Source organism: Pseudomonas sp. JR33AA, from assembly GCF_021378985.1.
Taxonomy (GTDB): Bacteria; Pseudomonadota; Gammaproteobacteria; order Pseudomonadales; family Pseudomonadaceae; genus Aquipseudomonas; species Aquipseudomonas alloputida.
Genome location: NZ_JAJSAW010000003.1, coordinates 1 through 14,446, shown reverse-complemented (window position 1 = coordinate 14,446; position 14,446 = coordinate 1). Strand labels below are relative to the sequence as shown.

12 protein-coding genes are annotated in these 14,446 nt (G+C 60.8%); 6 read left to right on the top strand and 6 right to left on the bottom strand.

All coding sequences use genetic code 11. From position 1 onward, the window contains the following. The first annotated feature begins 83 nt into the window (after positions 1–83). On the top strand, positions 84–563 hold the full coding sequence (locus LVS58_RS06120; RefSeq protein ID WP_233690299.1) for a VOC family protein: 480 nt from the start codon (positions 84–86) through the stop codon (positions 561–563). An 80-nt stretch (positions 564–643) separates the two neighbouring features. On the opposite strand, the gene LVS58_RS06115 is transcribed toward LVS58_RS06120, so the two are convergent. Beyond that, positions 644–2,389, bottom strand: a complete 1,746-nt coding sequence (locus LVS58_RS06115) for a BCCT family transporter (protein ID WP_233690298.1) — start codon at positions 2,387–2,389, stop codon at positions 644–646. A 314-nt stretch (positions 2,390–2,703) separates the two neighbouring features. Here LVS58_RS06115 and LVS58_RS06110 point away from each other — a divergent pair, with 314 nt between their 5' ends. From LVS58_RS06110 to LVS58_RS06095, 4 genes are all read left to right on the top strand, one after another. After that, complete coding sequence (locus LVS58_RS06110; protein ID WP_233690297.1) at positions 2,704–3,021, top strand: hypothetical protein; 318 nt, start codon at positions 2,704–2,706, stop codon at positions 3,019–3,021. Between the two features lie 8 nt (positions 3,022–3,029). After that, on the top strand, positions 3,030–3,230 hold the full coding sequence (locus tag LVS58_RS06105; protein ID WP_010954468.1) for a DUF1289 domain-containing protein: 201 nt from the start codon (positions 3,030–3,032) through the stop codon (positions 3,228–3,230). Between the two features lie 49 nt (positions 3,231–3,279). Further along, positions 3,280–3,921, top strand: a complete 642-nt coding sequence (locus LVS58_RS06100) for a LysE family translocator (protein ID WP_233690296.1) — start codon at positions 3,280–3,282, stop codon at positions 3,919–3,921. Positions 3,922–4,124: 203 nt separating this feature from the next. Then, positions 4,125–4,913 (top strand): substrate-binding periplasmic protein, encoded by a 789-nt coding sequence (locus LVS58_RS06095; RefSeq protein ID WP_233690295.1) that lies wholly within the window; start codon positions 4,125–4,127, stop codon positions 4,911–4,913. Positions 4,914–4,979: 66 nt separating this feature from the next. Here the strand turns inward: LVS58_RS06095 and LVS58_RS06090 are convergent, their stop codons facing one another. The 3 genes from LVS58_RS06090 to LVS58_RS06080 are packed head-to-tail and all read right to left on the bottom strand — an operon-like array spanning position 4,980 to position 9,052. After that, complete coding sequence (locus LVS58_RS06090) at positions 4,980–6,323, bottom strand: c-type cytochrome (RefSeq protein WP_233690294.1); 1,344 nt, start codon at positions 6,321–6,323, stop codon at positions 4,980–4,982. A gap of 18 nt (positions 6,324–6,341) precedes the next feature. Further along, on the bottom strand, positions 6,342–8,597 hold the full coding sequence (locus LVS58_RS06085; protein ID WP_233690293.1) for a xanthine dehydrogenase family protein molybdopterin-binding subunit: 2,256 nt from the start codon (positions 8,595–8,597) through the stop codon (positions 6,342–6,344). Then, positions 8,597–9,052: a (2Fe-2S)-binding protein gene (locus tag LVS58_RS06080; protein WP_233690292.1), complete on the bottom strand. Its 456-nt coding sequence runs from the start codon at positions 9,050–9,052 to the stop codon at positions 8,597–8,599. The genes LVS58_RS06085 and LVS58_RS06080 overlap by 1 nt, the downstream gene beginning before the upstream one ends. Before the next feature lie 271 nt (positions 9,053–9,323). Here LVS58_RS06080 and LVS58_RS06075 point away from each other — a divergent pair, with 271 nt between their 5' ends. Continuing rightward, a complete protein-coding gene (locus LVS58_RS06075) occupies positions 9,324–11,510 on the top strand; it encodes an OsmC domain/YcaO domain-containing protein (protein WP_233690291.1) in 2,187 nt (728 codons plus the stop codon). A gap of 209 nt (positions 11,511–11,719) precedes the next feature. On the opposite strand, the gene LVS58_RS06070 is transcribed toward LVS58_RS06075, so the two are convergent. Then, positions 11,720–12,598: a DUF6708 domain-containing protein gene (locus LVS58_RS06070; RefSeq protein ID WP_233690290.1), complete on the bottom strand. Its 879-nt coding sequence runs from the start codon at positions 12,596–12,598 to the stop codon at positions 11,720–11,722. Positions 12,599–12,602: 4 nt separating this feature from the next. Further along, on the bottom strand, positions 12,603–14,446 hold a 1,844-nt coding region (locus LVS58_RS06065; protein WP_325175973.1), incomplete at its 5' end, for a T6SS effector BTH_I2691 family protein.

Here is a 14,446-nt window from a genome sequence, read left to right as displayed (position 1 = left end):
TTGCATCAGGTGATCAGGTGCTCCCGGTGCGCCGGGGTTCTGGGGCTAGACTCAAGGCTCACCTTCGATCTTGGAGCAAGACCATGACTGCCAAGAACACCATCTGCCTGTGGTATGACCACGATGCCGAAGAGGCGGCGAACTTCTATGCCCGAACGTTCCCCGATAGCCGGGTGCTCGCTGTGCACCAGGCGCCCGCCGATTACCCTTCAGGCAAGCAGGGCGATGTAATCACCGTGGAATTCACGGTAATGGGCATCCCTTGCGTGGGGCTCAACGGTGGTTCGGCCTTCAAGCATTGTGAGGCCTTTTCGTTCCAGGTCAGTACCGTGGACCAGGCAGAGACCGACCGCTTGTGGGATGCCATTGTCGGCAACGACGGCGAGGCCAGCGTTTGCGGCTGGTGCAAGGACAAATGGGGGATTTCGTGGCAGATCACCCCAGGCATCCTCATCGACGCCATCGGCCACCCCGACCGTGCGGCGGCCAAGCGTGCGTTCGAGGCCATGATGCAGATGGGCAAGATCGATGTGGCCACGATAGAGGCGGCGTTGAAAGGTTGAAGCGGGCCTGTGTGTCAGCAGGCGCCGCCGCGTGTTGCGATCGGGCTGCGTAGCAGCCCGTGGTTTTCGGGTTGACGCCGTCAGTTGCTGGTTACTTCGGCCTCTGCCGCTGTCTTGGCCGATGCCTTCTTCTCCTGCACCACGATGTAGAACTCCTCCCCATGCTTTACCGCCCCATACAGTACGGCCTTCTCGATCAGCTCGTTGCCACGCAGGTGGCGCAGCATCATTGGGTCCTTGCGCAGGTCGCGGTACAGGGCCAGGCATAGCAGTACCATCACCACCACGAATGGCAAGGCCACGACGATGGTCAGGTTCTGCAGCCCGGTCAGCGCCTCGCCGGGGTTGCGTGGGTCGCCGATCGCCAGCATGATCGCCGCCACCGTACCGGTCAGCGTGCCCCAGAAAATCACTGTGCGCCGCGAGGGTGCAGTGGTGCCGTGTTCCGACAGCGTGCCCATCACCAGCGAGGCGGCGTCGGCACCCGAAACGAAAAAGATCCCCACCAGAATCATCACCAATATCGAGGTTGCCGAGGCCAGCGGGTAGCTGTCCAGCAACTGGTACAGCGCGTGGTTGCTGTTGACCGCCCCGTTGGCCAGCTGGAAGGCGCCCTCGCGTACGGCCTCGATGGCGGCCCCGCCGAAGATGGTGAACCACACCAGGCTGACCAGGCTTGGCACCAGCAGCACCCCGGTAACGAACTGACGAATGGTGCGACCGCGGCTGATACGGGCGATGAACATGCCCACGAAAGGCGTCCAGGAGATCCACCAGGCCCAGTAGAACACGGTCCAGCCGGCCAGCCAGCTGTTCATCTGCTCGCCGCCGCTGGCGTTGGTGCGGGCCATCATTTCCGGCAGCATCTTGATGTAGATGCCGAGCGAGGTCGGCAGCAGATTGAGCATCAGCAGCGTCGGCCCGACCATGAACACGAACACCGCCAGCACCAGTGCCAGCACCATGTTGGTGTTGGACAGCCACTGGATACCCTTGCCGATGCCCGACACCGCCGAGGTCACGAAGGCAATGGTCAGCAGGGTGATGATCGAGATGTAGAACAGTTTACCGGGGCTTTCGATCCAGCCGTTGTATTCCAGGCCGCCGGCAATCTGCAGCGCCCCAAGGCCCAGCGAGGCGGCCGAGCCAAACAGCGTGGCGAAGATCGCCATCATGTCGATCAGGCGGCCGAGAGGGCCGTTTGCGTGCTTGCCGATCAGTGGCCGGAAGGCGGCGGAAATCAGCTGCGAGCGGCCTCGGCGGAAGGTGCCGTAGGCGATCACCAGGCCGACGATGGCGTACATGGCCCAAGGGTGCAGGGTCCAGTGGAACAAGGTGGTGGCCATTGCCACCTGCATCGCTTCGCTGGTCTGCCCGCTGGCCGAGCCGGGCGGCGGCGATATGTAGTGCGACAGCGGCTCGGCCACGCCGAAGAACATCAGGCCGATGCCCATACCGGCGCTGAACATCATTGCTACCCAGGACACCGTGCGAAATTCTGGCTGTTCGCCATCGCGGCCCAGTGGTACTCGCCCGTAACGGCTGGCGGCCAGCCACAGCACGAACACCACGAACAGGGAGGAGGTGAGCACGAAGAACCAGCCAAAATTGAGAATGACCCAGGATTGCGCACTGGAGGCGCTGCTGGCCAGGCTGGCCTGGTTGAGGAAGCCCCAGAGCACGAAAGCGATGGCCAGGAGGCTGGTGAAACCAAAGACGATCCAGTCAAGCTTGCCCTCGAAATGCCGGTCCTGGCGGGCTTCTGCGGTTTTCGAGGGGTCCGTGACGCCAAGATCGAGTGTTTCGGGGATGTGTTCCTTTGCCATGTATGATGAGGCCCCATTTGTGTATTGCCTGAACGCGCAGGCTTGTTGTGTGGGCTACCGAGCGCGATGACGGCCTCGGCGGGGTGGATTGCTGGCGGGATTATCCTGCGCAGCAAATGGCGGCTCATGTCCCCATAACGTCCTGGGGCGTCCATTACGCGACTTGGCAAATACTTTTAGTTCTGGGGGCAGTGGCCCTTTCTGCCTCGGCTTCTGGTACCCTGATGGGCATAACCCGGGCCCGCACATACGAGCATCGTAGAAGCGCTGCTGCTTGCGGGCCTGGCCGCACCAGGAAACGGAGATTCGTCATAATGGCCACTGACCGTGTGAGCCTGATTCATTTCGATAAATTGAGCATGAGCCCTGCCGCTGCCGATCGGTTCCAGAAAGCCCTCGACGCACTGGAAGCGCTCAAGCTGCAGGACCGTTATGTGTATCTCATCGCTCCCTATCTGGGTGATATCGCTGACGCTTCCGACGCCGAGCAACTGGCCACAGCCCTGGAACAGGGCTTGCGCGTGGTCGAAGAGTTGCTGGTAGCCAGGTCGGTAACCAAGGTCAAGGCCGAGGAAGTGCGCCAGGTGTTCCACAGCGCTGGCGATCGTGCGCGGGCAGAGCTGCCTGGCTGAGCAGTGGCATGGCCAAAGACATCGACAACCCCTGCGTCTCGTTATGCCAGCTCAACAGCGAACTGTGCGTGAGCTGCGGCCGTACCCGTGACGAAATCCGCAAGTGGCGGGGCATGAAGCGGCCCGAGAAAATGGCCACTGTGCAGCGGGCGGCGACGCGAATGAAGGCTATCGCCAAAAAGGCGGCCAAGCGGCAGAATGCCGGCTGAACCTGCGTGCAATTGACGCAGCCTTTCCTGACTGTCTGACGAGCCTGAAATGGATTCTCACTCGCTGTTCGCGTTCACCCTGGTCGCCGCCATTGCGATCGCCAGCCCCGGCCCTGCCACCTTGATGGCTATCAACAACAGCCTTGCCCATGGCCAGCGCAGTGCGATCTGGTCGTCGCTGGGCAATGGCACGGGCCTGTTCTGTTTGTCGTCTGCGGCAATGCTTGGGCTAGGCGCACTGCTGGCCAGTTCTGAAGTACTGTTCAATGCCGTGAAGATCCTGGGCGCTGGCTACCTGTTCTACCTGGGCGCGCGGCAACTGCTGAAGAAGAGCCCGATGCTGGAGCAGGGTGCCGCAGAGCGTGCGACCAAGGTGCGACCCACGCCGCTGAAACTGTTCAAATCGGCCTTCCTCACTGCAGTAACCAACCCCAAGGCGACGATGTTCTTTACTGCGCTGTTCCCGCAGTTCATCGACCAGGGGGCTGCGCTGTTGCCGCAGTTCCTGACCTTGACCGGTATTTTCGTGGCCTTGTCGCTTACTTCACTGAGCGCATATGCCGCCCTGGCTGCGCGGGCCAAGGGGGTGCTGACCCGGCCGTCGCTGTCGCGCTGGGTGAACCGTGTAGTGGGCACCACCTTTATCGGTTTTGGCGCTGCGATCCTGGCGATGCGCCGGCAGGGTGCCTGAAGAGCCCACGTTGTCGCCGGCTGTGCAGGCTCTCATTGTCTGTTCTTCGGCAATTTTACTGGACGATGAAAGGCTCGTCTGCGGGTTGCTGATGGTCCAGACTGTCTTCAGCGCGCAGATGATTGCTGCAGGCGACCACCGTGAGTGGCAGCCTTAGGCCACTACGCCGGGTCGCCGGGTGTTTCATGTGCCGAGGGTCGTAGATGATCGAGCGTTGCTTTCGCCACGCCTTGCTTCTGGTGTGGCTGTCACTGCTGCCCCTGGCTGCGGTAGCGGATGATGCATGCTTACGGCTGACCGCCACAGGTAACCCGGAATACCCCCCCTACCTGTGGCGCGACCCGCTAAACCCTCAACGATTGATCGGTGCCAATGCCGACCTGCTCAAATACGTGGGCAAGCAGTTGGGGCTGGACATAGAGGTGGTTTACGCCGGGCCGTGGTCGCGCGCTCAGGAAGCCGTGCGCACTGGGCGGATCGACTTGATGGCCGGGTATTTCCTGACCGAAGCGCGCCGGCAGCATGTTGACTTCATCGCCCCGCCATTTTTGCGCACCCCCAGCGTCATCTGGGTGCGCCAGGACAATGCTTTTGCCTACCAGCAATGGGCCGACCTCAAAGGCCGCAAGGGTGGCACACTGGTCAACAACAGCCACGGCCAACAGTTCGACGAGTACGCCCAGGCCAATCTCACCCTCGAAGCGGTGCCCAGTGCCAGGCAGGCGTTCGAGAAGCTGATGCACAAGCGCAGCGATTACGTGGTGTACGAGCAGTATCCTGGCATGGCGCTGGCGCGCACATTGGGCATCGCAGCCACTGTGCAGGTGTTGCAACCACCGGTTTCCAGCGAAGGGTTGTTCCTGGCAATTTCACATGCGTCGCCCTGCAACCGGCCACCGCTGCGTGAGGCGCTGGCGCGGGAGATGGCGAAGATCGTTGGCGGGGCCTTGCCCGAGCAGTGGTTGAAACAGAGTCTGGAGCGGTGGCAGTGACCGAGTGGTGCTGCGCGGTCTTGGTAGGGGCAGCCTGGCGTCGGTACATCTATCTGCCACGCCAATTCAACGCATATGCAAGATGATGGGGCTGCTGCTGGCCGGGTCGGTATGCCCACGCAGCTTGCCTACCGCCTGCGCATCCACCGTACCCCCCTGATTGCCCCAGGCCGTACGCACAAAGCTGAGCACGTCGGCAATATCCTGATCACCCAACTGTTGACGGAAAGCCGGCATGCGATAGGCGTCCGGCACACCTGCAGCCACCACCCGCTGCGAACCATTGAGTGTGATGTTGATTGCCGAGGCGCTCTCCTTGGCCAGTGCCGAGGTTGCCCCGGCCAAGGGCGGCATCCATTCGGCCTGGCCCTTGCCGTCCAGGCCGTGGCATGACGCACAGCGTGTCACGTAGGTGCGCGCGCCGGGGCTGTCCAGCCGTGTAGCTAGCGATTCGGCCTGGTACTGCCAGGGTGCGCCGTCACGTTGAGGGTCACCGGGCAGCGACTTCAGGTAGTGGGCGATGGCAGCCAGGTCGTCGTCATGCATGAACTGCGTGGAGTTGTTGAATGCCTCGGTCATCGATCCGTATACCACCGCATGCCGGTTGCGCCCGGTCTTCAGGAACTGCGCGATCTCTGCCTCGCTCCAGCGCCCCAGCCCGGTGTTGTGGTCGGCGCGCAGGCTAGGTGCATACCAGCCGTCGAGCAGTGCGCCGGACAGAAACGGCTTGCCGCTGTCATCCAGCGCCTTTTCATTGAAGGCCAGGCCGCGTGGCGTATGACAACTGCCGCAGTGTCCGGGGCCCTGGACGAGATAGGCGCCACGGTTCCACTGAGCATCCTGCCCGGTTTTGTCGGTGTAAGGCGTGGTGGCGGCGAACAGGCCGTTCCACAAGGCGATCGGCCAGCGCAGGTTCAGCGGCCAGGGGATGTCGCTGGCCAGGTTGGCCTGCCGCGCCGGTTGTACGCCGTGCATGAAGAACGCATACAGCGCCTTGACATCATCATCGCTGAGCTTGGCGTAGGACGGGTAAGGCATAGCCGGGTACAGCCGCCGGCCATCAGGCGCGACACCCTGGCGCACGGCGCGGTCGAAGTCGGCCAGGGTGTAGTTACCGATGCCTGTGTCGCGGTCGGGGGTGATGTTGGTGGCGTGGATTGCCCCCAGCGGGGTGGCCATTTCCAGCCCGCCAGCGAACGGTTTGCCATCCGGTAGGCTATGGCAGGCCACGCAGTCACTGAGCCGTGCCACGTATTCGCCGCGGCTGACCAGCGTCGGGTCGGCAGCGGTGGCCTGCGCGTCGGCAAACGGCGGCGCGGGTTCACGAGTGACATACCAGGCCAGCAGGCCCGCCGCGACCAGGCACGGCAGCGCAAGCCAGCCAGCGGTTCTTGCGAAACGATGGGTCATGAGGCGTCCCTTGTGCGATCAGCTGAAGGTGTGGCGGCTCAAGGGCAAACTGCGCACGCGCTGGCCAGTGAGCTGCGCGACCGCATTGGCCACCGCCGGGGCCACCGCAGGCAGCGGTGGTTCGCCGATGCCGCCCATCTTCGCCCCGCTTTCGATGATGCGCACATGCACCCGGGCCATGCGCGAAGGCGGCAGGATCGGGTAAAGGTCATAATTGCGTGCGCGCGGCTTGCCGTCCACGTACACCGCTTCTTCCACCAGCGTCTGCGACAGGCCCAGGGCGACGGCGCCGTTGACCTGATGCTCGATGATCGCCGGGTTGACGATGCTGCCTGGGTCGATGGCTTGCCAGATGTCGTGCACCCTGACCTGGCCGTTGTCGATCGAAACCTCGGCAATGACCGCTGCCTCCGAGCCGAACGGTGACGCCATGGCCACGCCGCGTGCGCGCTTGCTGCCGTCCTCGGCGGTGAACGGTCCGCGCTTCCAGCCGCCGGACAAGTCGGCCACCGCGTTCAGCAGGTTGGTCAGTCTCGGGTTGTCGCGCAGCAGGTGCAGGCGCAGTTCAAACGGGTCCTTGCCACCTTTGTCAGCCAGCTCGTCCAGGAATGATTCGTAGAAGAAATCGTTGAGCGAGTTACCTACCGAGCGCCAGTAACCGAGCATGGCCGGGCCTTTGACATAGATCTGGGCGATGCGCTTGTTGGCGATGGCGTAGGACTTGCCTGACAGCCCCTCAAGCGCGGTCGGGTCGATCTTCTCCCCTTGTTTTCCAGCAAGGGCCTCGGTTGGGCCCTCGGTAGCGCTTACCGCTTCGAGCGCCACTGGCAGACCGTCTGCGTCCAGCCCGGCGCGGAACTTCACCACTGCGACGGGGCGCAGTACATCGCGCAAAAACTCCTCCTCGCGGCTCCAGATAAGCTTCACCGGCCGGCCAACGGCTTTGGCCAGGGCAATGGCCTGCGGGTAGGGGTTGGCAGAGTCGTACAGGAAATGGCGGCCAAAGAAGCCGCCCAGCAGTGGCGAGTGCAGGTTGATTTGTGCAGGGTCCAGGCCGGTGCGTTTGGCAATGTCGTCACGGAACATGTCCGGGGCCTGGTTGGGTAGCCAGACGTCGAGGCTGCCGTCCGGGTTGAAGCGGGCGAGGGCGGACGGTGGTTCGAGCTGGGCATGATTCAGGTACTGGTTGTGGTAGCTGGCCTCGACCTTGGTTCTGGCATTGGCCAAGGCACCGGCAATATCCCCTTCGCTCTCTTCATCACGGGACGGCCCTTGCACCGTCGCAAGGTGTTCGCGCCAGGCGTCGCTGGAAAAATCGGCCGGCATCGGGCGCACGTTGCTGTCGGCGGCCGGTTCTTTCCAGTCCACCTGTATCGCCTCCACTGCACGCTTGGCGTGCCACCAGCGCTCGGCGACCACGGCCACGGCGCCTGGCAGCTGATGCACCGAATGTACGCCTTTCATGGCCTTGACCTGGTCTTCGTTGCGCAGGCTGCCAACCGTCATGCCCAAGCGCGGTGCATGCTGCACGGCAGCGTGAAGCATGCCGTCGACTTTGATGTCGATGCAGTACTGGGCCTTGCCGGTGGACTTGTCGTAGGCGTCCAGGCGGCGTACGGGCTTTCCAATCCAGCGAAACTGGCTGGGGTCGCGCAGCTTGACGCTGGCCGGGTCGGGCACCGGCAGGTCCATGGCGCGACCGGCCAGCTCACCGTAGGGGACGGAACGTCCGCTCGTGGTATGTACTACGTTACCCGGCGTGGTGGAAAGCTCATCGACCGGTACACCCAGGTGTTCGCCGCCCGCCTGCAGCAGCATGCCCCGGGCGAGCGCGCCCAGGCGGCGCATGGTGGGGTAGCTCATGCGCACCGACATGCTGCCACCGGTGATGCGCATGCCGTTCTCCATCACCACGTAGGCTTCGCCCGGTGGTGCGCTATCGACCACGAAATGGGCCGGGTCGACATCCAACTCTTCACCCACGATCTGCGCCATGGCAGTGAAAGGGCCTTGCCCGCCCTCCATGAAGGGGCTCAGCAGGCGCACCGTGCCGTCCGGGCGAATCTCCAGAAATGCAGGCACCTGGGTGCCGCGTTGCGCCGTTGCCGCAGCGGCCGTTGCTGCCTGCACGCGGGCCGAGCCCATGGGCAGGCCAAAACCTAGCACCAGGGCACCGACTGCGGTGCCGGCAAGAAAGCGCCGACGCGACAGGTTGACCGTTTCGCCCTGTTGCAGCCTGAGCAATTCGGCGGGTGTATCGACTGGCGTGTTCATCAGGCCTGCTCCCCTTGGGCCAGGTCATGCACAGCGGCATGGATGGCGTTGTAGGTGCCGCAGCGGCAAAGGTTGACCATGGCTGCATCGATCTGCGCATCGCTGGGTTTAGGTGTGTGCTTGAGCAGCGCCGTGGCTGCCATTACCTGGCCAGACTGGCAATAGCCGCATTGAGCCACCTGATGCTCGACCCAGGCGGCGACCACCCGTTTGCCGATGGGGTCGGCCTCGATCGCCTCGATAGTGGTGACCTCACGCCCCACCACACCAGCCACCGGGGTGACGCAGGCGCGCACCACGTTGCCGTCCACCAGCACCGAACACGCGCCGCATTGGGCCAAGCCGCAGCCATACTTGGTGCCGGTCAGCCCCAGGTCATCGCGGATTACCCACAGCAGGGGTGTGTCGGCGTCCGCCTCGACCTGATAGGTCTTCTGGTTGATGCGTAGTTCCATGGTTTCACCTGCCCGTCACCGGTTGTTGTCGCTGTGTTTTTTTTGCATGGGGAATACGTTGTCCCCCGGTGCAGAAACGCTAGCACAGGAGGATGACCGCTGGTCTGGTGGCGGGGGTAGCTTCAGAGGATCAGGCAAGTAATCCGGTGGAATACGCAAGCCAGCTGCGAAAAATCAAGGCTGCAGTCGGCGTTGAACAGGACGTGCGCAACGAAAACCCGGATAATGCCGGCCAATTTCGTTTTGCACGCTTAAATCACGGTAATCCCGCATGGAAATCAAGGTCAATTTTCTCGACAATCTCCGTCTCGAAGCCAAATTCGATGACTTCACGGTGATCGCCGACCAACCTATCCGCTACAAAGGCGATGGTTCGGCCCCCGGCCCGTTCGACTATTTCCTGGCGTCTTCGGCCTTGTGCGCGGCTTACTTCGTCAAGCTGTACTGCCAGACCCGCGCTATTCCCACCGAAAACATCCGCCTGTCGCAGAACAACATCGTCGACCCGGAAAACCGCTACAACCAGATCTTCAAGATCCAGGTCGAACTGCCCGAGGACATCTCCGACAAGGACCGCCAGGGCATTCTGCGCTCCATCGACCGCTGCACGGTTAAAAAGGTGGTGCAAACCGGCCCTGAGTTTGTGATCGAAGTGGTCGACAACCTCGATGCCGATGCCCAAGGGCTGCTGATGCCGGTGTCGGACACGAGCACCTACATCCCCGGCAAGGACCTGCCGCTGGAGCAGACCATTGCCAACATGTCGGGCATCCTCGCCGGGTTGGGGATGAAGATCGAGATCGCCTCGTGGCGCAACATTGTGCCCAATGTCTGGTCGCTGCACGTACGCGATGCGCAGTCGCCGATGTGCTTTACCAACGGTAAAGGGGCCACCAAGGAGGCTGCGCTGGCCTCGGCGCTGGGCGAGTTCATCGAGCGACTCAACTGCAACTTCTTCTACAACGACCAGTTCTGGGGCGAAGACCTGGCCAATGCGCCGTTCGTGCACTACCCGAACGAGCAGTGGTTCAAGCCGGGCCCGCGCGACGCGTTGCCGGCCGAGATTCTCGATGAGCACTGCCTGGCCATCTACAACCCTGACGGGGAGCTGCGTGGTTCGCACCTGTATGACACCAACTCGGGTAACACTGCGCGGGGCATCTGTTCGCTGCCGTTCGTGCGTCAGTCCGACCAGCAGGTGGTGTACTTCCCGTCCAACCTGATCGAAAACCTGTTCCTCAGCAATGGCATGAGCGCAGGCAATACCTTGGCCGAGGCGCAGGTGCAGTGCCTGTCGGAAATCTTCGAGCGCGCGGTGAAGCGCGAAATCCTCGAAGGCGAGTTGTGCCTGCCGGACGTACCGCAAGAGGTGCTGGCCAAATACCCGGCGATCGTCGCCGGCATCCAGGGCCTGGAAGAGCAGGGCTTCCCGGTGCTGGTCAAGGATGCGTCGCTGGGGGGCGAGTTCCCGGTCATGTGCGTGACCTTGATGAACCCGCGCACGGGTGGCGTGTTCGCCTCGTTCGGTGCCCATCCGAGCCTGGAAGTGGCGCTGGAGCGCAGCCTCACCGAACTGCTGCAGGGCCGCAGCTTCGAAGGCCTGAACGACCTGCCGCAACCCACCTTCGAAAGCCACGCGCTGACCGAGCCGAACAACTTCGTCGAGCATTTCATCGACTCTAGCGGCGTGGTGTCGTGGCGCTTCTTCAGTGCCAAGGCTGACTTCGAATTCGTCGAGTGGGACTTCTCCGGGCACGGCGAGGACTCCAACCAGCAGGAAGCCGCGACCCTGTTCGGCATCCTCGAAGACCTGGGCAAGGAAGTGTACATGGCGGTGTACGACAACCTTGGCGCCACCGCGTGCCGCATCCTTGTACCGGGCTATTCGGAAATCTACCCGGTGGAGGACCTGATCTGGGACAACACCAACCGCGCCTTGTCGTTCCGTGCCGACATCCTCAACCTGCACAGCCTCGACAGCCGCTCGCTGAAGCTGCTGCTCAAGCGCCTAGACAACTGCGATGTGGATGACTACACCACCATCACCACGCTGATCGGTGTGGAGTTCGACGAAAACACAGTGTGGGGCCAACTGACCATTCTCGAACTGAAGCTGCTGATCTGTCTCGCGGTGCAGCGTTTCGAGGATGCCAAGGAACTGGTCGAGGCATTCTTGCAGTACAACGACAACACCGTAGACCGCGGCCTGTTCTACCAGGCGCTGAACGTGGTGCTGGAAGTGCAGTTGGATGACGAACTGGAGATGGATGACTACGAAGCCAACTTCCGCCGTATGTTCGGCAATGCACGCATGGACGCGGTATTGGGCTCGGTGGACGGCAGTGTCCGCTTCCATGGCCTGACCCCGACCAGCATGAAGCTCGAAGGCCTTGATCGCCACCTGCGCCTGATCGACAGCTACAAGAAGCTGCACGCGGCCCGGGCCAAGTTCGCCTGACAGGCGCTGCGCCCAATCATCGTCGGCAAGCCAGCGCCACAGGTATTGCACCGCTCTTGAGATTTGTGCCGAACCTGTGGACGCTGGCTTGCCTGCGATAAGTCAGGAGCCGTCCTACAGCCCTTTGATCTGGGCGCCATCCCCATTCTGTCTTGCCGCGTTGCCATCCAGGCGCATAGCGTTCTCTTCCTATCCACTTCAGGTGGTGACTATTCGGGCTTAGCGGGCCCACCTTCGAAAGCCTCCGCCGGTGGTGGCGCTACACGGACATTGAAAAGCTTGCAGACACAGTACCAACAGAGAGCGACGGTCAGGTTGTAGGGAAACAGCACGGCCCAGAACGGCAATTGCCAGTTCTTTTTGCCCTGCATTTCACCGGGCTCGCCGGTTCGCCAGGGGGCGTAGTGGCGCCAGGCTTCTGCCGGGGTGAGGCAGATGGCGTGCAGTGGCTTGTGCCACCAGTTGGGGTCACCGGGCGGGGGGAGTTTTTCCGGGCCGTGGTCCATGAAGTGGCGGAGGTATTCCCACACTTCGGCGACATGCTTGACGCCGGGTTCGGTGGGTTCGTTGCTGTCGACCCAGAGACAGTCTTTTTGATGCAGGCTGCCGTCTTCGCGGCGGGGGGCGAAGGCGAGGGCATAGCTGGTAGTGAAGGAGGAACCACTGAACTCTGTGCGACTGAAAAGACCGCCTGCGACTTGGCTCCAGTCAAATATTATGAGCTTTTTGAATCGCTTATAGTAGATTTTCTTTGTGTGTCGATTTAAATATATGTTCGATAAGTTTTTTATGAAAAGTATTCTGTAGGCTAAGAATGGGGTAAAAATAAAGGGAAGTGAGATCAGGATGGCAACGAAAATGTCGCCGCCGTTGATTGAGTAGTCTATATTTTCATTAATGAGATTGTAACATGATAATATCCAGGTAAATAGAAACATGGCAGTGTAGATTTTTCCCATGAATACAGAGTCGGACACCCAAGGGTTGCGCAGGCATAAGTGTGAACTGGTTGTTTGAATAAGTTGTCCGGAAATTTTTGGCTTGAATCCTGAAGTGTGGGCTTGATTAAAAAGCCAGATAGTCGCCATAGGTTTAGCGTTCCAGATGAATAGTGGTAGTAGAAGGAGTGTCGTCATCCAGTCCTTGGTTGGCATAGTAATTAATCGTTAGCGTGGCAGACCTGATTTGTCTAGCATCAGTTTTGTAATGAAGTAATAAACCTGCTTGGGTGATATGGCAGTCAGGGTTTATTTGGAGTGGGGTTGTCTGCCTGTCGAGATTCTGGCTCACTAAACTCCCTGACCATTCGCTTTGACCTACTACGAATTCTGGTAAAAGTATAGTTAGCTCGAGTGTTGCGTTTTGTTCAGTGACCTGAGTATGGATAATTGTTGCCCAGTCAGGTGTTGGCCATTTGTTATTTATATCCAAATGTGTCGTTAGGGCGCCTAAGCCGAGCTGCTCAGAGTACGGTGCCAACAATGCTTTCGGTGAGAAAAATTCAATCTGCCATGACTTGATTTCTTCGTGGATGTGGCGAAAGGGTGGCAATTTTTTATCAAAGTCTAACTTTATATTATCCCGTATTTCTCCATCGTTTTCCCTTGTCCCGAAGATGCTTCTGCTGGCCCATAATTCTAAAGGGCTGTGAAGGCGGGAGTGAGCTTTTGAGTAGAGGAATAGACCTCCACCGATCAAAGTTGCTCCGATCAAGGCGATTCCAGCTGCTGTCCAGCCTGCAAAGGGAATGAGGACTGTCGTGCCTGCGATGGCAAGGCTTCCTTCTAGAACAAGAATCGAACCTAAAGCAGTAGTCGCGCTGGCAGCCGCTGTATATAAGCCTGAAATAAGATTGCCGTTCTGCCATTGACGTATTGCCTTAAAAATATCTGAGGAAAACCCCATTATTATCGCCGGGTAGCCTGATGCCCGCGCGAAAAGATTACTCGTCAGAAAGTTGATGATGCCGTTACCAAAGGCCATGCCTGGCGCCGTTGAGATCCACTTCAACATCATGGCCTTTTGCGTTGCCCGCACGCTGACCAATGTCGCCGCCGCTGCACCAATCACCCCGAAAACAGATGAAGCGAACCCCAGGGTGTATTCCGGTGCATCGCTCTTCTGCAGGCTGTTGTAGGCCGTCTTGAGCGATAAGATGTTGAACCACAGCATCCCCGCGTTTAAACCACCACCACCGCCCGAGGTGAGCAACCCAAGGAAGTTGGGTTTCACGCGCGCAGTGGTGGTCAGCTCGATAGACACCGTGCGGCTACCCGAGATGCGCAACGCTTTCATCTCTTCAACCTGCGCCATGCCGCTCTTCAGGTACTTCTCCACTTCCTGGCTGAACGGGTTTTCCCGGACGGCCTGCTCGGTTATGCGATAGCGCGCCGCCAACAACCCCAGTGCTTTCTCGGCATTGGCCTCACGCGCTGCCAGCAACACTTGCTGGCGCAGGCCATGGCTGGCATCCCAGCGGGTCTGGCCACGCAGGCGCTTGAGCACCACGGCATTGACCGACTGGGCGGTGAGGTCGGTGATGTCCGCCATGGCCGGGAAGCGACCGGCCAGCCCTTCGATCACGTTGTCGCTGGCGCCGAACATGGAGCCGATCGAATCGGCTTTGTCCTTGAACGGGTTGAACGGCGCCAAGGCGGTGTAAAGCGGGCTGTCGTGCTGGTCCAGCCATTGCTCCAGGCGTTTGAAACGCCGGTCATGATCTTCGGTGCCGGGTGTCGGCTGGCCCATCGGGTGAATCAGCAAGGCCAGTGAGATTTCCAGACCGCGGGCGGGGGTGCGTTCGTCGCGGTCGTAACAGGCCAGTGCCGCAGCCAGGCTGTAGGGGTTATCAATGTGTTGGGATTCGGCCGTCGCCAGCCAGGCGTCATGATCGTTGCTGGCTTGCAAGGCCAGGTTGCGCAGGGCGGCAATCCTCC